Source organism: Cupriavidus sp. DF5525, from assembly GCF_040149425.2.
In the GTDB taxonomy this organism is placed as follows: Bacteria; Pseudomonadota; Gammaproteobacteria; order Burkholderiales; family Burkholderiaceae; genus Cupriavidus; species Cupriavidus pickettii_A.
The window spans coordinates 1-21,098 of sequence record NZ_CP168268.1; the positions used below are offsets into that span (position 1 = coordinate 1).

At 64.6% G+C, this 21,098-nt stretch carries 24 protein-coding genes and 3 pseudogenes; 23 read left to right on the forward strand and 4 right to left on the reverse strand.

Features of this window, described 5'->3' with window-relative positions:
* Position 1: 1 nt before the first annotated feature.
* Positions 2–358 (forward strand): annotated as a pseudogene (locus ABNX08_RS42555) (MerR family DNA-binding protein); the annotation flags it as partial.
* A 112-nt stretch (positions 359–470) separates the two neighbouring features.
* On the opposite strand, the gene trfA reads toward ABNX08_RS42555, so the two are convergent.
* Together trfA and ABNX08_RS42565 are read right to left on the reverse strand one after the other, a co-directional pair.
* Positions 471–1,691, reverse strand: coding sequence for a plasmid replication initiator TrfA (gene trfA, locus ABNX08_RS42560; RefSeq protein ID WP_011114072.1), 1,221 nt, complete (start codon positions 1,689–1,691; stop codon positions 471–473).
* A gap of 46 nt (positions 1,692–1,737) precedes the next feature.
* Positions 1,738–2,079 carry a single-stranded DNA-binding protein gene (locus ABNX08_RS42565; RefSeq protein WP_000019167.1) on the reverse strand — a complete coding sequence of 114 codons (342 nt, stop codon included), beginning with the start codon at positions 2,077–2,079 and terminating at the stop codon, positions 1,738–1,740.
* A gap of 113 nt (positions 2,080–2,192) precedes the next feature.
* Here ABNX08_RS42565 and ABNX08_RS42570 point away from each other — a divergent pair, with 113 nt between their 5' ends.
* From ABNX08_RS42570 to ABNX08_RS42655, 18 genes are all read left to right on the forward strand, one after another.
* Positions 2,193–2,555 (forward strand): transcriptional regulator, encoded by a 363-nt coding sequence (locus ABNX08_RS42570; RefSeq protein ID WP_011114045.1) that lies wholly within the window; start codon positions 2,193–2,195, stop codon positions 2,553–2,555.
* A gap of 309 nt (positions 2,556–2,864) precedes the next feature.
* Positions 2,865–3,827, forward strand: a complete 963-nt coding sequence (gene trbB, locus ABNX08_RS42575) for a P-type conjugative transfer ATPase TrbB (protein WP_000132020.1) — start codon at positions 2,865–2,867, stop codon at positions 3,825–3,827.
* Positions 3,828–3,843: 16 nt separating this feature from the next.
* A complete protein-coding gene (gene trbC, locus ABNX08_RS42580; RefSeq protein ID WP_011114046.1) occupies positions 3,844–4,308 on the forward strand; it encodes a conjugal transfer system pilin TrbC in 465 nt (154 codons plus the stop codon).
* Positions 4,309–4,311: 3 nt separating this feature from the next.
* Positions 4,312–4,623: a conjugal transfer protein TrbD gene (locus ABNX08_RS42585; protein WP_001207961.1), complete on the forward strand. Its 312-nt coding sequence runs from the start codon at positions 4,312–4,314 to the stop codon at positions 4,621–4,623.
* Positions 4,620–7,178 (forward strand): VirB4 family type IV secretion/conjugal transfer ATPase, encoded by a 2,559-nt coding sequence (locus ABNX08_RS42590; protein WP_011114047.1) that lies wholly within the window; start codon positions 4,620–4,622, stop codon positions 7,176–7,178. The genes ABNX08_RS42585 and ABNX08_RS42590 overlap by 4 nt, the downstream gene beginning before the upstream one ends.
* Positions 7,175–7,957, forward strand: coding sequence for a conjugal transfer protein TrbF (locus tag ABNX08_RS42595; RefSeq protein ID WP_011114048.1), 783 nt, complete (start codon positions 7,175–7,177; stop codon positions 7,955–7,957). Before ABNX08_RS42590 ends, ABNX08_RS42595 begins: the two co-directional genes overlap by 4 nt.
* A gap of 17 nt (positions 7,958–7,974) precedes the next feature.
* Entirely contained in the window at positions 7,975–8,874 is a 900-nt protein-coding gene (trbG, locus tag ABNX08_RS42600) for a P-type conjugative transfer protein TrbG (protein WP_006122480.1), read from the forward strand.
* A gap of 2 nt (positions 8,875–8,876) precedes the next feature.
* Positions 8,877–9,365, forward strand: a complete 489-nt coding sequence (locus ABNX08_RS42605) for a conjugal transfer protein TrbH (RefSeq protein WP_006122479.1) — start codon at positions 8,877–8,879, stop codon at positions 9,363–9,365.
* A gap of 4 nt (positions 9,366–9,369) precedes the next feature.
* The gene (locus ABNX08_RS42610) at positions 9,370–10,791 is read left to right on the forward strand and encodes a TrbI/VirB10 family protein (protein ID WP_011114050.1); all 1,422 of its coding nucleotides are present in this window, start codon (positions 9,370–9,372) and stop codon (positions 10,789–10,791) included.
* A gap of 20 nt (positions 10,792–10,811) precedes the next feature.
* Positions 10,812–11,576: a P-type conjugative transfer protein TrbJ gene (trbJ, locus tag ABNX08_RS42615; RefSeq protein WP_010890135.1), complete on the forward strand. Its 765-nt coding sequence runs from the start codon at positions 10,812–10,814 to the stop codon at positions 11,574–11,576.
* Positions 11,577–11,585: 9 nt separating this feature from the next.
* Entirely contained in the window at positions 11,586–11,813 is a 228-nt protein-coding gene (gene trbK / locus ABNX08_RS42620; protein ID WP_000644148.1) for an entry exclusion lipoprotein TrbK, read from the forward strand.
* 10 nt (positions 11,814–11,823) lie between these two features.
* Positions 11,824–13,542, forward strand: coding sequence for a P-type conjugative transfer protein TrbL (gene trbL / locus ABNX08_RS42625; RefSeq protein ID WP_011114051.1), 1,719 nt, complete (start codon positions 11,824–11,826; stop codon positions 13,540–13,542).
* Positions 13,543–13,559: 17 nt separating this feature from the next.
* Positions 13,560–14,147: a TrbM/KikA/MpfK family conjugal transfer protein gene (locus ABNX08_RS42630; RefSeq protein WP_010890138.1), complete on the forward strand. Its 588-nt coding sequence runs from the start codon at positions 13,560–13,562 to the stop codon at positions 14,145–14,147.
* Between the two features lie 13 nt (positions 14,148–14,160).
* On the forward strand, positions 14,161–14,796 hold the full coding sequence (locus ABNX08_RS42635; RefSeq protein ID WP_011114052.1) for a transglycosylase SLT domain-containing protein: 636 nt from the start codon (positions 14,161–14,163) through the stop codon (positions 14,794–14,796).
* Positions 14,797–14,824: 28 nt separating this feature from the next.
* Entirely contained in the window at positions 14,825–15,091 is a 267-nt protein-coding gene (locus ABNX08_RS42640) for a hypothetical protein (RefSeq protein ID WP_010890140.1), read from the forward strand.
* Positions 15,091–15,789 carry a TraX family protein gene (locus ABNX08_RS42645; protein ID WP_011114053.1) on the forward strand — a complete coding sequence of 233 codons (699 nt, stop codon included), beginning with the start codon at positions 15,091–15,093 and terminating at the stop codon, positions 15,787–15,789. The genes ABNX08_RS42640 and ABNX08_RS42645 overlap by 1 nt, the downstream gene beginning before the upstream one ends.
* A 15-nt stretch (positions 15,790–15,804) precedes the next feature.
* Complete coding sequence (locus tag ABNX08_RS42650; RefSeq protein ID WP_001665065.1) at positions 15,805–16,236, forward strand: OmpA family protein; 432 nt, start codon at positions 15,805–15,807, stop codon at positions 16,234–16,236.
* A 154-nt stretch (positions 16,237–16,390) separates the two neighbouring features.
* On the forward strand, positions 16,391–17,065 hold the full coding sequence (locus ABNX08_RS42655; protein WP_011178411.1) for a DNA methylase: 675 nt from the start codon (positions 16,391–16,393) through the stop codon (positions 17,063–17,065).
* Between the two features lies 1 nt (position 17,066).
* Here the strand turns inward: ABNX08_RS42655 and ABNX08_RS42660 are convergent, their stop codons facing one another.
* Positions 17,067–17,423, reverse strand: a complete 357-nt coding sequence (locus ABNX08_RS42660; RefSeq protein ID WP_374063837.1) for a helix-turn-helix domain-containing protein — start codon at positions 17,421–17,423, stop codon at positions 17,067–17,069.
* 142 nt (positions 17,424–17,565) lie between these two features.
* Here ABNX08_RS42660 and ABNX08_RS42665 point away from each other — a divergent pair, with 142 nt between their 5' ends.
* The 4 genes and pseudogenes from ABNX08_RS42665 to ABNX08_RS42680 form a co-directional block, all read left to right on the forward strand.
* Complete coding sequence (locus ABNX08_RS42665; RefSeq protein WP_005797945.1) at positions 17,566–17,901, forward strand: PepSY domain-containing protein; 336 nt, start codon at positions 17,566–17,568, stop codon at positions 17,899–17,901.
* A gap of 56 nt (positions 17,902–17,957) precedes the next feature.
* Complete coding sequence (locus ABNX08_RS42670) at positions 17,958–18,554, forward strand: undecaprenyl-diphosphatase (protein WP_011517526.1); 597 nt, start codon at positions 17,958–17,960, stop codon at positions 18,552–18,554.
* A gap of 70 nt (positions 18,555–18,624) precedes the next feature.
* On the forward strand, positions 18,625–19,407 hold the full coding sequence (locus tag ABNX08_RS42675) for a membrane protein (protein WP_005797951.1): 783 nt from the start codon (positions 18,625–18,627) through the stop codon (positions 19,405–19,407).
* A gap of 29 nt (positions 19,408–19,436) precedes the next feature.
* Positions 19,437–19,670, forward strand: a pseudogene (locus ABNX08_RS42680) (hypothetical protein); the annotation flags it as partial.
* Here the strand turns inward: ABNX08_RS42680 and ABNX08_RS42685 are convergent.
* Positions 19,668–20,582: pseudogene (locus ABNX08_RS42685) on the reverse strand (transposase family protein); the annotation flags it as partial. The pseudogenes ABNX08_RS42680 and ABNX08_RS42685 overlap by 3 nt on opposite strands.
* Positions 20,583–21,098: the final 516 nt, after the last annotated feature.

Here is a 21,098-nt window from a genome sequence, read left to right on the forward strand (position 1 = left end):
CTATCAGCGCAAGGGCTTGTTGCTGGAGCCTGACAAGCCCTATGGCAGCATCCGCCGCTATGGCGAGGCGGATGTAACGCGGGTGCGCTTCGTGAAATCAGCCCAGCGGCTGGGCTTCAGCCTGGATGAGATCGCCGAGCTGCTGCGGCTGGAGGATGGCACCCATTGCGAGGAAGCCAGCAGTCTGGCCGAGCACAAGCTCAAGGACGTGCGCGAGAAAATGGCTGACCTGGCGCGCATGGAGGCCGTGCTGTCTGAGTTGGTGTGCGCCTGCCATGCGCGAAGGGGGAACGTTTCCTGCCCGCTGATCGCGTCACTACAGGGTGGAGCAAGCTTGGCAGGTTCGGCTATGCCTTAGCGTGCTTTATTTTCCGTTTTCTGAGACGACCCCTGCCTCGCCGGAAGTGGCGATGCTCGAGAAAAAAAGCCGCCTCGATCTCGGGCGGCTCCAGGGGAGGGCAGGGGGGCGATCACCGCTTGCAATGCACCAGGTCGTCGTTCACCCACGCACTTTCGACCAGGCCGTTTTCGCGCAGCTCGTCGCACGCTTCGCCTACCTGCTCGCGCCACTTCTTCGGCCGGGTGGAATCCGAGCCGCACATCAGCCGGAACGTCTCCAGCTTGAGCGGGTACGGCTCCTTGTGGGTGGCGAAGTAGTCGAACATGCGCCGCGCGGTGGGCGACAGCTTGCGGTACTTCTCCCACACGAATTTCGTGTAGTGGTCGCCGGCGAACAGCACCACGATTTCGGCGTCGATCTCGACCTGGCAGCGCGACGTGCGCTTGCCGCGATCCAGGACGCGGAAGCGCCGGATCAGCGACACCGATTCGAGCCGGCCGATGCGTTGGGATGAGAACTGCATGGCCGACGCCTGGAGCCGCGTCAGGCATTCCTCGGCCCTTGTGTAGTACCGACCGTTGATTGACCAGTCCAAGTCCTGGCAAAGCTCGTAGAACGTGAAGGAAACCGGCTCTCCGAGCGCGGTGCGCTTCGCGTACTCCAGCACCTGGGCGAATACCAGCTCGTCGTCGTCGGCGCGCAGCTCGATCCCGGTGTAGGTGATCTCCACGTCTTTGTTGACGTGGTAGATCGACTGGCCTTGCAGCGCGGCGCGCGGCACCTTCTTGTTGCGGACGGTGAAGATCGCCGACCGCCCGAAGTCGTTGGGCAGTGCCCGCATGTGATCCGGCCAGGGAGCCAGGTCGAACAGCGAGAGCTGCATGTCCTTGATCTGCTGCTTCGTGTGCTTGAGCAAGGCCGTCTGCTTGGCCTCGCTGACCTTCTCGGCCAGCTCACCGCCGGCCGTTCGCTTCTTGGTCGCCATCGCACTACTCCGTTTGTCCTGGGCCAGCGCGCCGATCTGCTCGGCCATCTTGTTCACGGCGGTGCGCGGTTCGGGCGGCAGGCCCATCGTGCGCGCAAGCTCGGCCGATTCCTGCGCCATGCGCTCGGATCGCTCGACGGCGGCACTTGCCGGCGTCGGTAGCTTCGGCGGCAAAGCCGCCTCGTTGTCGCCGGCCGTGGCCGGCAGCTCGAAGAGGGAACCGGCGGGGCGGAAGGCCCCGCCGGCGCTGCCCGAGTCCCTGCGAGCGGCGGCGGTACGGGCGGCAAGGTCGGTGGCGTCGGCTTCGCTAAGCCCGCCCTCGATGAGCTTGCGCCTGTATTCCTGCTCGTTGAACTCGTTCTGCATCTAATCTCCCTCCTAGCATACTGCCCGGCCGTGGCCGGGCCTGGCCTTACTGGCCGCCGCCTGGCGCTTTGGTGTCCAGGTATTCGATTTCCTCGGCGATGAAATCGAAGCCGTATTCGGTCTTGCCGTCCTTCTCGTACTTCGTCGGCTCGATGCGGCCCTGGACGAACACCTTGGAGCCTTTGCCCAGGTACTTGCCCGCGTTCTCGGCCAGGCCGCCGAACGACTTGATGCGGAAGAAGTCCGTCTGCTCCTGCTTCGCACCGGCTGCGTTGCGCCACACGCGATTGACAGCCAGGTCGAAAACGGCGCGGGCGCTGTTTTCGCTATGGCGAACGTCGGTATCGCGGGTAAGATTACCGATAAACTGGAACAGGTTGTGGCTCATTCGTCATGCTCCTTTCGCTAATGGAGTCGTCAGTTTAGCTAAACCTGCGTCCGTGGTCAAGAACTTTAGCGGCTAAAATTTTCTGCCGCCCGCACCGAGAAGGCATACGGGCCTTGTACAACTACATCTTCTTCACGAACGTGCTCCGGCTGCTCGATGAGCGGCACATGACGAAAAAGGAGCTATCGGACAGGTCGGGGGTTTCGATCTCCTTCCTGTCCGATCTCACTACTGGCAAAGCCAACCCCTCCCTAAAGGTGATGGAGGACATTGCGCAGGCCCTTGAAACTCCCCTGCCGCTCCTGCTTGAATCGACCGACCTGGACAAAGAAGCCCTTGACACCCTGGCCGGCGGCAAGGCACCCCGAAGCCTGCCGCCAGGCTTCGAGCGCGTGGCGGCCGTGCTGCCAGAACACCAGGCGTTCATCGTCAAGAAGTGGGGCGAAGCGACAAGGAAGAAACTTAGAGGGAGTTGACGCCAGGATGTGAGAAGGGAAGGGAAGCGGCGCGGAACTGAGCCACAAGAGCCAGCCAAGTTTTAGCCGCTAAAGCCCGCCGGGGTGGCTCAACCCCCGGACAACCCATAACGCAAACGCCACGGGTTCGGCGCGAGGGCGCACGGAGCATGCGCCGCGTTGTCGCCTCTTTCGCCCCTGCAATCCGCGATGCAACGTCGCGGCCGAAGTCACCCTTGTGCGCTTCGGTGTTGCGGTCGAAATTAGTTCGGTATATCGTATGAACCTGTGTAGAATGCGCGAAACGCAACGGCATACAGGGCATACGGAATGACCGACCAGAAACCAGAACACAACAGCATCAAGGAACGGGCGAAGAAGAAGCTCGAACGCGACATGGGGCCGGAGCTGCTGGCCGCCCTCAACGATCCCAAGACCGTTGAAATCATGCTCAACGCGGACGGCAAGCTCTGGCTCGAACGCCTGGGCGAGCCGATGAAGTGCATCGGCACGCTGCGCGTCGCGCAGGCGCAAGCCATCATCGAAACCATCGCGGGCTACCACGGCAAGGAAGTCACGCGCTCCAAGCCGATCCTGGAAGGCGAGCTGCCCCTTGATGGCAGTCGCTTCGCCGGCCAGCTCCCGCCGGTTGTGCCCGCACCCACCTTCGCCATTCGGAAGAAGGCCGTCGCCATCTTCACGCTCGATCAGTACGTCGAACGCGGAATCATGACCGCGCCGCAGCGCGAGGCATTGATTGCAGCGGTGCGCGCGCACCGGAACATCCTTGTGATCGGCGGCACCGGCTCGGGCAAGACCACGCTGGTGAACGCGATCATCAACGAGATGGTGATTCAAGACCCGACCGAGCGGGTTTTCATCATCGAGGACACCGGCGAAATCCAGTGCGCCGCCGAGAACTACGTCCAGTACCACACCAGCATCGACGTGAACATGACGGCGCTGCTGAAAACCACCCTCCGCATGCGCCCCGACCGAATCCTGGTCGGCGAGGTGCGCGGCCCCGAAGCCCTTGATCTGTTGATGGCCTGGAACACCGGGCACGAAGGAGGTGCTGCAACCCTGCACGCAAACAACGCCAAAGCTGGATTGGATCGGCTCGCCATGCTCATCAGCATGCACCCCGATTCCCCGAAACCCATTGAACCGCTTATCGGCGAGGCGGTTCACGTGGTTGTTCATATCGCCCGCGTCGAAGGCTCGCGGCGCATCCAGGAAATCTTGGAGGTTTCCGGGTTCGCCAACGGCCAGTACATCACCAAAACCCTCTGACTAGGAGTTACGACCAATGCAAGCAACCTTCCCGGCATTCCGCCTCAACCGCAACGCCCTGTTCTACATGGGCCTCTTCGCCCTCCTGGCGTTCTTCCTGCTGGCCCCCCAGCACGCATTCGCCTCCGAGGGCACCGGCGGCTCTCTGCCGTATGAGAGCTGGCTGACCAACCTCCGCAACTCCGTCACCGGCCCGGTGGCCTTCGCGCTGTCGATCATCGGCATCGTGGTCGCCGGCGGCATCCTGATCTTCGGCGGCGAACTCAACGGCTTCTTCCGCACGTTGATCTTCATCGTCCTGGTCATGGCCCTGCTGGTCGGCGCGCAGAACATGATGAGCACGTTCTTCGGCCGTGGCGCGGAAATCGCCGCCCTGACCGATGGCGCGCTGCACCAGGTCAAGGTCGCCGCGCTGGACGTGGCCGGCTTCCCCGGCGAAGCCGTCATGCGCTGGGCCGAGCGCGGCCACATCGCGGGGTAAGTCATGGCTCTGCGCGCGATCCCCATCCGTAGGGCCGGCAACCGAGAAAACCTGTTCATGGGCGGGGATCGTGAGCTGGTGATGTTCTCGGGCCTGCTGGCCGGCGCGCTGATTTTCAGCGCCCAAGAAGTGAGGGCAACGGTGTTCGGCATCGCCTTGTGGTTCGGCGCGCTCTTCGCGCTGCGCCTCATGGCGAAGGCCGATCCGAAGCTGCGACACGTGTACCTGCGGCACCGCCGGTACAAGCCGTACTACCCGGCTCGCAGCACGCCCTTCCGTGACAACACGCCGAGTCAAGGGAAGCAATACAAATGATCGAAGCAATCGCAATTGCCATTGCTGTGCTCGGTGCGGTTCTGTTGCTCATCCTCTTTGCCCGCATCCGGGCTGTCGATGCCGAGCTGAAGCTCAAGAAGCATCGCGCCAAGGATGCCGGCCTGGCCGATCTGCTCAATTACGCCGCCGTGGTCGATGACGGCGTGATCGTGGGCAAGAACGGCTCCTTTATGGCCGCCTGGCTGTACAAGGGTGATGACAACGCCAGCAGCACCGAGGAACAGCGGGAAATGGTGTCGTTCCGCATCAACCAGGCCCTGGCGGGCCTGGGGAACGGCTGGATGGTGCATGTCGATGCTGTGCGTCGGCCTGCGCCGAACTACTCGGAGCGGGGCGTGTCATCGTTCCCCGACTCCGTTTCCTTCGCCATTGACGAGGAACGCCGGCGCTTGTTCGAGGGCCTGGGCGCGATGTTCGAGGGCTACTTTGTCCTGACCGTCACGTGGTTCCCGCCAGTGCTGGCCCAGCGCAAGTTTGTCGAACTCATGTTCGATGACGATGCGGTGGCTCCCGACCATACGGCGCGCACTACGGGCCTGATTGCGCAGTTCAAGCGCGAGATCACCAGCCTGGAATCGCGCCTGTCCTCGGCGGTCAAGATGACGCGCCTGCGCGGCCAAAAAGTCGTGTCGGAAGAGGGCAGGGAAGTCACGCACGATGACTTCCTGAGCTGGTTGCAGTTCTGCGTGACGGGCCTCCATCACCCGGTCATGCTGCCCAGCAATCCGATGTACCTCGATGCGGTAATCGGCGGGCAAGAGCTGTGGGGCGGCGTCGTGCCCAAGATCGGGCGCAAGTTCATCCAGGTGGTCGCCATCGAAGGCTTCCCCTTGGAGTCAACGCCTGGGGTGCTCTCGGCCCTGGCCGAGCTGCCCAGCGAATACCGCTGGTCGAGCCGCTTCATCTTCATGGATCAGCACGAGTCCTTGAAGCACCTGGACAAGTTCCGCAAGAAGTGGAAGCAGAAGATTCGCGGCTTCTTCGATCAGGTGTTCAACACGAATACCGGCTCGATCAACCAGGACGCGGCCGCGATGGTCGGCGACGCCGAGGCGGCCATCGCCGAGGTCAACAGCGGCTTGGTGGCGGCCGGCTACTACACCAGCGTAGTCGTGCTGATGGACGAGGATCGGGAGCGCCTGGCGGCCTCCGCGCTCCTGGTCGAGAAGGCCGTCAACCGCCTGGCCTTCGCGGCCCGTATCGAGACGATCAACACGCTCGATGCGTACCTGGGCAGCTTGCCCGGCCACGGCGTCGAGAACGTGCGCCGGCCGCTCATCAACACGATGAACCTGGCCGACCTGCTGCCGACAAGCTCGATCTGGACGGGCAGCGCCACGGCTCCGTGCCCGATGTACCCGCCGCTGTCGCCGGCGCTCATGCACTGCGTGACGGTGGGCGCTACGCCGTTCCGCCTGAACCTGCACGTGCGCGACCTGGGCCACACCTTCATGTTCGGCCCGACCGGCGCAGGCAAATCGACGCACCTGGGCATCATCGCCGCGCAGCTCCGTCGCTACGCCGGCATGTCGATCTACGCCTTCGACAAGGGCATGTCGATGTACCCACTCGCGGCCGGCATCCGCGCGGCCACGAAGGGCAAGAGCGGCCTGCATTTCACGGTGGCCGCCGACGATGACCGCCTGGCGTTCTGCCCGCTCCAGTTCCTCGAAACGAAGGGGGATAGGGCCTGGGCGATGGAGTGGATCGACACCATCCTGGCGTTGAACGGCGTCAACACCACGCCGGCGCAGCGCAACGAGATCGGCAACGCGATCATGAGCATGCACGCCAGCGGCGCGCGCACGCTCTCCGAGTTCTCGGTGACGATTCAGGACGAGGCGATCCGCGAGGCCATCAAGCAGTACACGGTGGACGGCTCGATGGGCCACCTGCTCGACGCCGAAGAGGACGGCCTGTCGCTGTCCGACTTCACGGTGTTCGAGATCGAAGAGCTGATGAACCTGGGCGAGAAGTTCGCGCTGCCGGTGCTGCTCTACCTGTTCCGCCGCATCGAGCGCGCACTGAAAGGCCAGCCCTCCGTCATCATCCTGGACGAAGCCTGGTTGATGCTGGGCCACCCCGCGTTCCGCGCCAAGATCAGGGAATGGCTCAAGGTGCTGCGCAAGGCCAACTGCCTTGTGCTGATGGCGACGCAAAGCCTCTCCGACGCGGCCAACTCGGGCATCTTGGACGTGATCGTGGAATCGACCGCGACCAAGATTTTCCTGCCTAACGTCTACGCCAGGGATGAGGACACATCGGCGCTCTATCGCCGTATGGGCCTCAACGCGCGTCAGATCGAAATCCTGGCGACTGCCATTCCGAAGCGTCAGTACTACTACGTCTCGGAGAACGGCCGCCGTCTCTATGACCTTGCCCTGGGGCCGATGGCCCTGGCCTTCGTCGGTGCGTCCGACAAGGAATCGGTCGCCACCATCAAGAGCCTCGAAGCCAAGTTCGGCCACGAATGGGTGCATGAGTGGCTGGCCGGCCGTGGGCTGAATCTCAACGACTACCTGGAGGCCGCATGAGCATCGCCGACACCCTCAAGGGCTTGATCTTCAAGAAGCCCGCCAACTCCGCCGAGCCGCGCGATCCGCGCCGCTCGAAGGAACCGCTCGCCGGCGGCCGCCGTGCGGGCGAGGCCGAGAACCCCTACCTGGCCGCGCGCCGCACCTGGAACGATCACGTGGGCAGCGTCGTCTCGCAGCGCCAAACCTGGCAGGTGATAGGCATCCTGTCGCTGTTGATCGCGCTGGCCGGCGTGGGTGGCGTGATCCACATCGGCAGCCAGTCGAAGTTCATCCCCTACGTGGTCGAGGTGGACAAGCTGGGCCAGACGGTGGCCGCCGGCCCGGTGCAGGCCGCAGGGAAGGCCGATCCGCGTGTCATCCACGCCGCCGTTGCGGACTGGATGAGCTGCGCGCGCATGGTGTCGCCTGACGTGGCCTTGCAGCGCAAGTGCGTGTTCAAGGCGTACTCGATGCTCGCCCCCAACGATCCGGCGACGCCAAAGATGAACGAGTGGTTGAACGGCACGCCCGATTCCAGCCCGTTCAAGCGCGCCGAGAAGGAAATGGTCAGCGTCGAGATCAAGACCGTCATCCCGCAAACGCCCGACACCTGGCAAGTCGAGTGGGTGGAAACCACGCGCGACCGCCAAGGCACGCTGAAAGGTCAGCCCGTCACCTGGCGCGCGCTCGTGACTACCTACATCGCCGAGGTCACGCCCAACACCACCGATGAGCAACTGCGGAACAACCCGTTGAGCATCTACGTGCGTGATTACTCCTGGTCCCGCATCCAATGAATTCGAGGTCATCCACCATGAAGAAAACCCTCTCCGCTTTGATCGTGGGCGCTGCTGTGGCGGTGCCCTCCCTGGCTCTGGCCGCCCCTGGCGACGACATTGCCGACAAGTATTTCAACAAGACCAACCCGACGCTGACCGCTCAAGAGCGCGCGGCGCTCGCCATCGCCAAACGGTGGGAAGCGGGGTCGGCGACCGGCATCAAGCCGGTGGCCGGCTCGGGCGGTGCCATCAAGTTCGTGTACGGCGCGCAGCAGCCGAGCATCGTTTGCGCGGTGCTCCAGGTGTGCGACGTGGCCTTGCAGCCCGGCGAACAAGTGAACTCGATCAACCTGGGCGACACGGCCAGGTGGACGGTGGAACCGGCCATCACCGGCAGCGGCGCGACCGAGGTTCAGCACCTCATCATCAAGCCGATGGACGTGGGCCTCGAAACCAGCCTGGTTGTGACCACGAACCGCCGCAGCTACCACTTCCGCCTGCGCTCGCATCGCACCGAGTACATGCCGCAAGTCTCGTTCACGTACCCCGAGGAAGCGCAAGCCAAGTGGGACGCGATCCAGCGCCGCGAGAAGCAGGAACGCACCGACAACACCCTGCCGGCGACGGGCGAGTACCTGGGCGATCTCTCGTTCGACTATGAGCTGTCCGGGTCGGCGAGCTGGAAGCCTGTGCGCGTCTACAACGATGGCCGCAAGACCATCATCGAAATGCCCGGCACGATGCAGCAGACCGAAGCGCCGACGCTCCTGGTCGTGCGCAAAGAGGGCGGCTTGTTCACCGACGACGAAACGGTGCTGGTCAATTACCGCGTGCAGGGCAATCGCTACATCGTGGACACGGTGTTTGACCGCGCGATCCTGATTGCCGGTGTTGGCAGTAGCCAAGACCGCGTGACCATCAGCCGGAGGAAGTGACCATGCGCAAGATCGTCTCTCTCGCGCTGCTCGCCCTCGCCCTGGGCCTCGGCGGCTGCGCAACCACCAGCCAGTACGGCAACTTCGTCCAGTCGGCCGCGCTCGATCAGCAGAAGCTCGCCACCGACGCGGTGCAGCAGCTCGCCACGCTGTACGCGCCGGCGCGCACGCGCCTGGAGCTGCAACAGCCGACGCCCGATCCGTTCGGCCAGGCGCTCGTCAAGTCGCTGCGCGACAAGGGCTATGCCCTCCTGGAGTACGCCCCGGCCGGCGCTTCCACGCAGGCCCCGGCCTCGGCGGCATCGCAGGCGAGCGCACCGGCCACCACGGCCGCGTCGGGCGGCCTGCCGTTGCGCTACGTGCTCGACCAGGCTGGCGACTCGAACCTGTACCGCCTGACCTTGATGGTCGGCAATCAATCCATCACCCGCCCTTACCTGGCGCAAAACGGCACGTTCGCGCCGGCCGGGTACTGGGTGCGCAAGGAGTGACGCCATGACAGAAAACGCCGATCAGATGGCACCTGACGCTTCGCCTGGCGAAGTGTCCAAGAAGGCGGGCGTCCGTCGCGTCAACAACATGCCCATGTACATCCTCGGCGGCGTCCTGCTGTCGTTCGTGCTGGTCATGGCCCTGGTCGCGGCGGATCGCGCGGCCAAGCAGAACGCGCCGGCGGACGGCCCCAAGGAGAAGGCCGGCAACACGTCGATGTTCGCCAAGGAGATCGCAGGCGACAAGACCGGCGGCTTGATCGAGCCGGCAAGCCCGCTCAAGGTGCCCGACATGCCGACCGGCCCGGCGTCGGCTCCGCTGGAGATCGCGCGGCCGTCCAACCCGGACGCGCCGCCGGCCCCGCCGGCCAACCCCGGCAACCCGGGCCAGCCGGTGAACGACGACGAGGCCCAGCGCATCCGCATGGCGAAGATGCAGATGTTCGGCGAAGCCGTGAAGGCCAAGACCACCGTGCGCGTGGATGCCCCGCGTAGCAACGGCTCCGCGCCGGGTGGCCCGAGCACCTACACCGGCACGCCGCAGACGCGCGATGAAATGCTGAACCGCATCGCAGCGGTGCAGCAGCAAATCGACGCGCAGCGCAGCAACGATCCGACCGCCGCCTATCAAGCACGCCTGGCGCAGATTCGCGGCATGGGCGTCGGTGGTGGCGGCGCGGCTCCGGCCGCCGGCGGCATGGGCGCGGGCGGTGCGCCGCAGCTCCTGCAAACCTCGACCAGCGGCGGCGGGCGCAACAGCATGGCGCAGTTCGGCCAAGGTGGGCAGGGCGACCGCTGGAAGCTGGATTCGCAGCCGGAAGCGCCGCGCACACCGTTCGAGCTGCGCGCGGGCTTCGTCGTGCCGGCCACGCTCATTTCGGGCATCAACTCCGATCTGCCGGGCCAAATCATGGCCCAGGTCGCGCAGGACGTGTACGACACACCGACCGGCAAGCACCTGTTGATCCCGCAGGGATCGCGCCTCGTCGGCTCGTATTCGAGCGACGTGGCCTACGGCCAAGCGCGCGTGCTGGTTGCGTGGCAACGCATCGTGTTCCCCGATGGCAAGGCGATGGACATTGGCGCGATGCCAGGCGCGGACAGCGCGGGATACGCGGGCTTCCACGACCAGGTGAACAACCACTATGTGCGCCTGTTCGGCTCGGCCTTCCTCATGTCCGGCGTGACAGCAGGCATCACCTACAGCCAACGCCAGAACCAGGCCACAAACACCTATGGCGCACCGAGCGCCAGCAGTGCCCTAAGCGAAGCCCTCGGCCAGCAGCTCGGCCAGGTTACGGCGCAACTCATCGCCAAGAACCTGAGCATTTCGCCGACGCTGGAAATTCGGCCGGGGTATCGCTTCAACGTCGTGGTCACGAAGGACATGACGTTTTCCAAGCCGTACCGTTCCTTCGATTACTAACGCCATAGGAGAAAAGCACCATGAAGCCGAAGTTTTTAGCCGCTAAATTGGCCCTCGTCATTGCTGTTTCGAGCACGCTGGCGGTCACACCTGTGCAGGCTGGCATCCCCGTCATCGACGGCACCAACCTGTCGCAGAACATCATGACGGCCATCGAATCGGTGGCCCAGACGCTCAAGCAAATTGAGCAGTACAGCACCCAGCTCCAGCAGTATCAAAACCAACTCCAGAACACGATGGCCCCGGCCGCGTATATCTGGGATCAGGCGCAATCGACCATCAACGGGTTGATGAACGCGGTCAACACGCTGGATTACTACAAGACCCAACTCGGCAGCCTGGACAGCTACATCGGCAAGTTCCAGGACGTGAACTACTACAAGAACTCGCCGTGCTTTACGGCGGCAGGGTGCTCCGACGCGGAACGCGCAGCACTTCGGAATGTGGCCCAGCTCGCGAGCGAGTCGCAGAAGAAGGCCAACGATGCCTTGTTCAAGGGCCTCGATAGGCAGCAAACGAATCTCACGGCCGATGCAGCGACGTTGCAGCGTCTTCAATCGGCAGCGCAGGGCGCGCAGGGCCAAATGCAGGCCATCGGCTACGCCAACCAGCTCGCCAGCCAGCAGGCCAACCAGCTCTTGCAGATTCGTGGCCTGCTGATCGCGCAGCAGAACGCGATGGCAACCAAGATGCAGGCCGACGCCGACAAGGAAGCCCAGCAGGCGGCAGCGGCCGCACAACTGCGCCAGGGCAGCTACCGGGCCAGCCCGGCGCGCACCTGGTAAGGGGGATTCATGAAAGCAATCAAGGCTCTGTCCTTGGCCTCGGCCGCCCTCGTGGCGGCCTTGGTCGCCGGCTGCGACAACAAGCCGGCCACGGCCCCCATGCCGGAAGTGAACGACGAGAACTGCAAGCCCGAGAACATCGCCAAGATCGAGGACAAGGGCGTCCAGCAGGCTTTTTCGTCGCTGTGCTTGCGTCGTGGTGGGGATTTCAAGCCCAGCCCGAAACGCGAATGGTGAGGTGCTGACGATGAGAATGCCAGCCAATCTAAAAACCCTCGCCCTGCCGCTGTTCGTCTGGCTGGCGTTCTTCGCGGTCGATGCCCACGCGGCCATCGACAACGCCGGCGTGTTCGATAGCGTGCTGGATCGCTACCAGGCCGCCGCGAGCGGCTGGGCCGGTGTCATCACCACGGCCGCAACCTGGCTCTTCTGGACGCTGGTTGTGATCTCGATGGTCTGGACGTTCGGCATGATGGCCTTGCGCAAGGCCGACATTGGCGAGTTCTTCGCGGAGTTCGTCCGCTTCACGATCTTTACCGGCTTCTTCTGGTGGGCGCTAACCAACGGCCCTAACTTCGCCTCGTCCATCTATGCGTCGTTGCGGCAGCTCGCCGGCAACGCGACGGGCCTGGGCAATGCTCTGTCGCCCTCGGGCATCGTGGACGTGGGCTTTGCGATCTTCGACAAGGTGATGGATCAGTCCTCGGTGTGGTCGCCGGTGGACAGCATGGCCGGCATCCTCATGGCCGTGGCGATCCTGGTCATCCTGGCCCTGGTCGGTGTGAATATGCTTCTGCTGCTCGCGTCGGGCTGGGTGCTCGCCTACGGCGGCGTGTTCTTCCTCGGCTTCGGTGGTTCGCGCTGGACTTCCGACATGGCGATCAACTACTACAAGGTCGTCCTGGGCGTGGCCGCGCAGCTCTTCGCAATGGTGCTCCTGGTGGGCATCGGCAAGACCTTCCTCGATGACTACTACTCGCGCATGAGCGCCGGCATCAGCCTCAAGGAAATGGGCGTGATGCTGATCGTCGTCATCATCCTCTTGGCGTTGGTCAACAAGATTCCGCCGCTCATCGCCGGGATCATCACCGGCGCGAGCGTGGGCGGTGCCGGCATCGGCCAGTTCGGTGCAGGTGCTGCGTTGGGTGCCGCAGGCATGGCAGCAGCAGCGGCCGCGACCGGCGGCGCCGCTCTGGCCGCCGGCGCAGCCTCGGCCGCCGGTGGTGCCTCTGCCGTCATGGCCGCCTTCTCGAAGGCCAATGAGAACGTGTCGGCAGGCACGGACGTTATGTCGGCCTTCTCGGGCGGCGGCAGCTCGGGCGGCGGTGCGGGCGGCGGCGGCGACGCCGGCACCGGCAGCACGCCCTTCGCTCAGGCTGCGGGCTTTAGCGGCAGCTCCGGCGGTGGCTCTTCGTCGGGTGGCGGCAGCCCCTCGACCGGCAGCAGCTCGGGCAGCTCGAAGGGCGGCGATAAGGGCGGCGGCAAAGCCGACGCCGGCGGCCAGGGCAGCAGCTCGACGGCCAGCACCGGCAGCAGTGCCGACAAGGCCGCCAAGAACGAACCCAAGCCCGCCGGCGGGGCAGGGCAAGGGCAGCAGGCCGCACCGGGCAGCACCGGCCCCGGCTTGCTCGCATCGGCCGCATCGGCCCTCGGCACGGCCGGCCGCATCGCCGCCGACGCCGGCGCGAACTTGGCGAAGGGAACCGCCGATGTTGCCAAGGCCAAAGCCGCGAGCCTGCGCGAAGCCGCAGCCGAGCGGATCGCCGACACCACTGGCGGAAAGATCGCCGCCGCGATCAAGGCGCAAGGAAGCGGCACGGCCGAGAACATCGACGTGCCCGACCAGCAGCCCGCGCCGAGCTTCGGCGACAACAGCCTGGCAGGCGGCCCTGCCGATGCCGATCCCGAGTCCGAAGTAGCTGCGTTCGCCAACCGCGAGCAAGGCCGCGACGGCACAACTGCGTAACCAAGGAGAGTCCAACCATGAAGAAGAAACTGTTTGCCCTGGCCGCCCTCGTGGCAGCCCTCGGATCGACCGCCGGCACGGCCAGCGCGCAAGACGTGCTGACCGGCGACACGCGCCTGGCCTGCGAGGCGATCCTGTGCCTGTCGTCGGGCACGCGCCCGAGCGAATGCACGCCGTCGCTGTCGCGGTACTTCAACATCACGAAGCGCAAGCTGTCGGACACGATCCGCGCCCGCCTGAACTTCCTCCAGCTTTGCCCGGTGGCGAGCCAGACGCCGGAAATGCAGTCGCTCGTGTCGGCGATCTCGCGCGGCGCTGGCCGGTGCGACGCGCAGTCGCTGAACTCGACGTTGGTGATGTGGACGGGCGGCTACGACGATGGGCGCACGTACATCAGCAACCAGTTGCCTGACTACTGCGGGGCCTACACCGGCCACGCCTACACCGACTTCGCCAGCAGCGGCACGCTGCCGCGCTATGTCGGGACGCCAGAGCGGGGCGGGTATTGGGTCGAAGCGCGCGACTATGACCGCGCCTTGGCCGAGTACAACGAACGCATCCGGCGCGAGGACGAAGAGCGCCGCCGTCAGTCCTGGCTGAACTGAGGGAGGGGAGGGCATGCCGTTCTTCGCCGATCTGCCGCCGCAGCTCCAGGAGCGCGTCGTCTGCTCGATCTCGGCCGCCGTCAAGTACGAGGTGCCGGTCAACATCGTGTTGGCCGTCGCCGAGAAAGAGGGCGGCAAGCCGGGCCAGTGGGTGCGCAACTCGAATGGCACGCATGACGTTGGCCCGATGCAGTTCAACACCGCGTACCTGGGCGACCTGGCCCGATACGGCATCACGGCGAACGATGTGGCGGCTGCCGGCTGCTACTCGTTCGACCTGGCCGCCTGGCGGCTGCGGATGCACATCCGCAACGACAAGGGCGACCTCTGGACGAAGGCGGCGAACTACCACTCGCGCACGCCGCAGTACAACGCGGTGTACCGGGCCGACTTGATGCGCAAGGCGTCGAAGTGGGCCGATTGGCTCGAAGCTCGGTTCGTCACGCTTGACGTGACGAAGGCCGGGGCCACGCCCTCGACGCCCAGCCAGCCCGCGACGGTGGCCCAGCGGGCGACGCCGGCGGCCAGGCCGGCACCAGCACCCCAGCAGGCCGCCCCAGCGGCCGCAGCAGCTCGCAGCGTGTCGGTGGCCGGCTACGTGCCCCGCACGGTGTCTTTCAACACTTCACGCGAGGGGTCGGCCGAGTAGGCCGGCTCTTCCGATTTAGCGGCTAAACATGGACAAATTCCACGCCTTCATGATGCGGTACACGCTGGGCGTCGGCCGGTTGCTTCAAGCCTATTGCAAGTGGGCGGAAGGGCAGGCCAAGAACCAGCTCGATTTGCTTCTGCTGGGCCTCGGCCCGATCTTCGCCTTGGGCCTTCTGCTGTGGGCGCTGCCGGCGTGGATCGGCAAGCCCATCGCCTTCGTGCTCTCACTGCCAGCGCTCTACATCATCTTCCTGGTGCTGCGCGCCTACGCGATTCGCGGGGGCCGGCGCTGATGAAGGCCCTGCGGATTCCTGATGGAACCGTCGAAGCGTTGAAGTGGCTCGCACTGGTTCTCATGACCGGCGATCACGTCAACAAGTACCTGTTCAACGCGACGCTGCCGGTGCTGTTCGAGGCCGGCCGCGTGGCGCTCCCCCTTTTCGTGTTCGTCCTGGCCTACAACCTGGCCCGGCCGGGCACGCTCGAACGCGGCGTGTACGGCCGCACCATGTCGCGCCTGGCGATGTTCGGCGCGCTGGCCTCCGTGCCCTTCGTGGCCCTCGGCGGCCTGTACGCCGGTTGGTGGCCGCTCAACGTGATGTTCACGCTGCTGGTCGTCACGGCCACGGCTTACCTGGTCGAACGTGGCGGCAAGCTGCACCTGGCGGCCGCCGGCGTGGTGTTCCTGGTCGGCGGCAGCTCGGTCGAATATTGGTGGCCGGCCGTGGCTTTCGGCCTGGCGGTGTGGTCGTACACGCGCCGGCCGAGCTGGGCCGCCGCGGCGGTCGCGGTGCTGGCCTGCGCGGCCCTGTGGTTCGTCAATCGCAACCTGTGGGCCTTGGCAGCCCTGCCGGTGCTCTTCCTGGCCTCGCGGGTGGATGTGCGCGTGCCGCGCCTGCGCTGGGCCTTCTACGCCTATTACCCGCTGCACCTGGCCTCGCTCTGGTTGATCCGCATCCCCATGAGCAAGGCCGGCTACCTGTTCTTCTGATTGGAGTCCTGCCCCATGCGAAAACCCGTTCTTCTGGCCCTCTCTCTGGCGTTCCTGGTCAGCGCGCAAAGCGCACTGGCCGCCGGCGACGCCGGCAACTTCGGCACGCCGATCAAGTCCGGCGTATCGGTGTCCTTCCCCGACAGCAGCGCGACATTCCAGCCGACGCCAGAGGCCCTGGAGCTGCTGGCCGACGCTAGGAATGCGGCGATCATCTACATCAGCGGGCGCACCAGCACACTACGGCCCAGCGCGGCCGATGAGGCCCTTGCACTACGCCGTGCGCTCTCGGCCAGGTCGTACTTGGTGGCGCGCGGCGTCTCGCCGCTCAAGATCATGGTGAACTTCGCATCGGCCGCCGATTTCGTGGCAGACAACTCGACGGCCGAGGGCCGGCGCGAGAACCAGCGCGTGGACATTGAGGTGGTCTACATCCCCACCTACTGAGCGATCCGGCATCGCCATTCCTGGCGGTGCTGCAGGTCGCTCCAGCAGCTTCGCATCGTCGGCTCTGACGATGCAGGCCCGGCCGGCTTCCCTTGACAGCATCGCCATTTCTGACGATGCTGGCCAAGTCCCGATTTACTCCAGGAAGAAGGCCATGAGATACCCCGGCGGCAAGGGCGGTGCCGGCGTCTACCAGACGATCATCAACAACATCCCGCCTCACGACACGTACATCGAAACGCACCTGGGCGGCGGCAACATCCTGGAGCGCAAGCGGCCCGCTGCCCGCAGCGTCGGCATCGACGTTGATCCCGAGGTGATCGAGGTCTGGCAGCAGCTCGACGTGCCCGGCCTGGAGCTGCACCACGGCGACGCCGTGGCCTGGCTGGAGTCCCACCAGTTCACCGGCTCCGAGTTCGTCTACGCCGATCCGCCCTACGTGATGGACAGCCGGCGCGGCGGCAAGCTATACCGCCACGAATACGACGACGCCGACCACGTGCGGCTGCTCGACGTGCTGGCCGGCTTGCCGTGCGCGGTGATGGTGTCGGGCTACAGCTCAACGATCTATGACAGCTCTCCCTTGGCGTCATGGAGAACCATCGACTTCAACGCGATGACGCGCGGCGGCATCGCTATCGAACGGCTGTGGATGAACTACCCCGAGCCGGCCGAGCTGCACGATCTGCGCTACCTCGGCAGCAACTTCCGCGAGCGCGAGCGCATCAAGCGGAAGAAAGCCCGCTGGCAAGCGAAGCTCGCCAAGCTCGATCCGCTGGAGCGGGCGGCGATCATGGAATGCCTGCGCGAGCTGGAGGCGGCCGAGTAGGTCACGCCTGCGCCTGGTTGTGCAGCGCCCATACGCGCTTGACCTGGCTTTCACTGCACCCGGCCAGCCTGGCCGTCTCTGGAATGCTGTGGCCTGCGCTGCGCAGCGCCACGATGCGTTCATGCACCTTTGTGTTGGCCTTGCGGCCGGTGTAGCGGCCGGCGTCCTTCGCCAGCTCGACGCCCTGCCGCTGCCGCTCGCGGCGATCCTCGTAGTCGTCGCGGGCCATCTGCAACGCCAGCTTCAAAAGCATGTCCTGGATCGACTCCAGCACCACCTTTGCCACGCCCTTCGCCTCGGCGGCCAGGTCGGATAGATCGACCACGCCAGGGACAGCCAGGCGCGCGCCCTGTGTCATTTTCAGAAGACGACTGCACCAATTGTCAGGAGTCGATAACACTACATCGGCGAGAGCGAAAACTTCCCGGCTCAGTGCGAGCTAAGTCTGCCTGCGTACCTTCTCCACTGTGCAAATCCCTGCACTCTTCTGGAGAAGCATCATGTACCGCTATACCAAACTTTCCCTTCTGGCCGTCGCCATCGCTGCAACCGGCGCGGTCGCCTACGCCGCCAATGGCGGTATGGAAAACGACGCACTGGCAATCAGCAAGGCCAAGATTCCCCTCACTCAGGCGGTCACCGTCGCCGAGCAGCACGCCAATGGCAAGGCGTCACGCGCCGAGTACGAGAACTCGAAGCAAGGCTGGGTCTACGACGTGGAAGTCGTCAGCGGGGCCAAGGTCTTCGATGTCCGGGTCGATGCCGACAAGGGCACGGTCATCTCGTCTGCCGAGGACAAGGCGGATCACGATGATGACCACGACAAGCGGGACTGACTCCCGACAGTATGGCCGGATCGTTTCCCTCGGAGGCGATCCGGCCCGGAGACCTCATGGAATCACTCAACCATACATTTTTTCTCTGGCTCAACGCACCGGAGCATCCCAGTGCTTTGGCTCTGACGTTGGCCACCTTCTTTGCCGAACAGCTCATCTGGGCGGTTCCACTCCTGATCGGCATCGGCTGGCTTCGCGGCGGCGAGCCTACCCGCAAGACGATGCTCGTTGCTAGCGCATCGGGATTGCTGGGCCTGCTCATCAACCAGATCATCGGCCTGGCTTGGTTGCATCCTCGACCTTTCATGATCGGCCTGGGTCACACCCTCATCCCTCATGTTGCCGATTCGTCTTTCCCAAGCGATCACCTGACGCTGTGGTGGGCGGTTGCCTTCAGCCTCGCGCTGCAACGAGGCCCACGAATTGCAGGCGTGACTTTGGCTTTGCTGGGCGTTCCCATTGCCTGGGCGCGCATCTACCTTGGAGTGCACTTCCCATTCGACATGCTCGGGGCCATCGCCGTTGCTGCAATCTGTGCCTGGCTGACGTTACGTGAAGCACACTGGTATCTATTGCCAAGTTATCAACTTTCCACCGGAATCCATCGGCGGCTTTTCAGCGGGTTGATCGCGCTTGGATGGGTGCGCGAGTGAGCCTATGGGCGGGCTAAGTCAGCATGTTCAAACTGCTGGCAAACCATTTCACCCCCGGCAGGAGAACACCATGAACAAATTGCCCACGAGCAGCACCACTGGCTGGCTCAATAAAGTCCCGGAAGTCGCGCTGTCGTTCTGGATCATCAAGATCATGTCCACCACGGTGGGCGAGACGGGAGCCGATTTCCTGGCGGTCAACGCAGGGTGGGGGCAAGGCGTGACTCGAACCGTCATGGCTGCCCTGTTGGCGGCCGCCTTGTTCATGCAGTTGCGCACCCGACGCTATACCCCTTGGATTTACTGGCTGACGGTGGTACTGGTCAGCGTGGTCGGCACCCAGATCACCGATCTGCTGACCGATGGCCTTGGCGTCAGCCTGTACATCAGCACCTCGGCGTTCGCCGTTGCGCTCGCCGCGATCTTCTTCGTCTGGTATCGGATCGAGCGCACCCTGTCCATTCACGACATTGTGACGCGCAGCCGGGAGCTGTTCTATTGGGCTGCCATCCTCTGCACGTTCGCGCTGGGCACGGCTGCTGGCGATTTGGCGACCGAGGCATTGGGCTTGGGCTTTACCTGGGGCGCGGTGGCGTTCGGTGTGCTGATTGGCATCACCTATACCGCCTGGCGCATGGGCGGCAACGCCGTTCTGACCTTCTGGATCGCCTACATATTGACCCGCCCCTTCGGGGCCGCACTCGGCGACTTGCTGACTCAGGCCAAGACCTATGGCGGCCTTGGCATGGGTGCCATGTGGACAAGCGCCTTGTTCCTCACGGTGATCGTCATGCTGGTGGCCGTCGCGCAGATCGGCATGAATGGACGCCGCTCGGCCCAGCTCGTCGAATAACCATCTTCGCTCTACACAAGGAGAAAAACATGCTCATAAAGCACTCAATCGCTCGCCCTGTTGCCGCCATTTCGGCCGCCGTGCTCTTGGCCCTCGCGGCTGGTTGTTCCAAATCTGCCGATCAGAACAACGCAAGCACAGCATCAACTACACCGGCCCAGACTGTCTCGGCCTCGCAAGGCAAAACTGCCTCCAAGCTGGGCGACCTGTCGGCCTTCCGCAGCATCGCCACCGATGTCGCCGCCACTGTTGACAAGGGCGATCCGTTCCACGATACCGCCGTAGTGCGGCTGCCCAAGCGGGCGATAGTCCAACCGGATGCCATGCTGCTCGCAGCCACGGCGCAGCGCCTCGCTCTTGAACTCAGCCGCGTTGTCCAAGTAGAGCAGTCTGGGCTTGCCGCTCATCGGCCAATCCATCTCTACGTTCAACCCTTCCAACCAAGGGCGCTTGTCGCAGGCGGCATGCACCAAGCACAAGCCGACCGAGACGGCGGACGGGGCTTCCAGCGTAACGACCATGCCAACCACGCAGCGGGTGAATACGTCGATGGCGAGGGTCAGGTATGGACGGCCAATCGGTTGCCGGTCGCGCTCGTCCACCACGATCAGGTCGATGACTGTGTGGTCGATCTGCACCTGCTCCAGCGGCGCGGAGACGGGTGGCGGAACACCACCAACACCTTGCAGGTCGCGGGCGGCATCTTGTCCTTCCCGGCGGTGAGTGACCTCGCGCGGATCGAGGCCGGCGATCCGCAGAGCCACCGTGTTGCGCGCCGGCACCCGCAGCTTTTGCAGCTTGCACGCCCGCACAACTTCGCGGTGGAACGCCGCCAAGCTACGCTTCTGCTTGGTCAGGAAGCGCTTTTGCAGTAACTCGCGGATGATTCGTTCGACCGACTCCGGCAAGCGGCCTTTACCTTTGCCACCGCTCGACTGCCCAAGAGCCAAGTCAGTGACCAGCCCCGATCCTAGCCGGGCACGGCGGATCAGGACGTAGACCTGCCGCCGGGACAGCCCCAATGCCTGGGCTGCCGCGTCGGCCGCTTCATGCCCAACCGTCTCCGACTGCGCCAACGGCCCAATGATCTCCGCGCGACGACGCGCACGCTCCCATGCCTGTTCTGGCAGGGTGGCCACGCCGTGCTCGGTAATCGGTGCGGTATCGGTCGCCATGCTCATCTCGCTTTGGTGCACACGAGTATTGAGCATAGACGAGTTTCGTGCAGAGGAGTCCTGATATCTGGCTGTCAGGAGCCGTATGCACAAGAGGCTTCAAACCGCGCTGAATGGTGCAGTCGTCTTCTGAAAATGACATTATCTTGGCCGGGTCGTTATTGGCGGGTCTAAATGGCCGCTCCGTGGATCTCATCGCCAGAAATGGCGATGCGAGATCCAGGGCAGGGCGGCCGCCATCGTCAGACCTGGCGATGGTCGACGCCGGCGCGCATCGTCGGATGTGGCGATGCGAGCTCGAGGTCGGTGGCCACCGCCGGCGACCTGGTGCCATCGTCGGCAATGGCGATGCTGCAGCTCGACGTGCGCGGCCTGGTCGTCTCGGCATCGTCGGATGCGGCGATGCTCGAGCGAGGCGAAAAAAAACCGCCTCGGGGTGTCCGAGGCGGCAAGTCTGCATGCGGTTCAGGGAGGAAGAAACCGCGCCGGCGATCAGGGAGGAAAACCGCGCGGCCT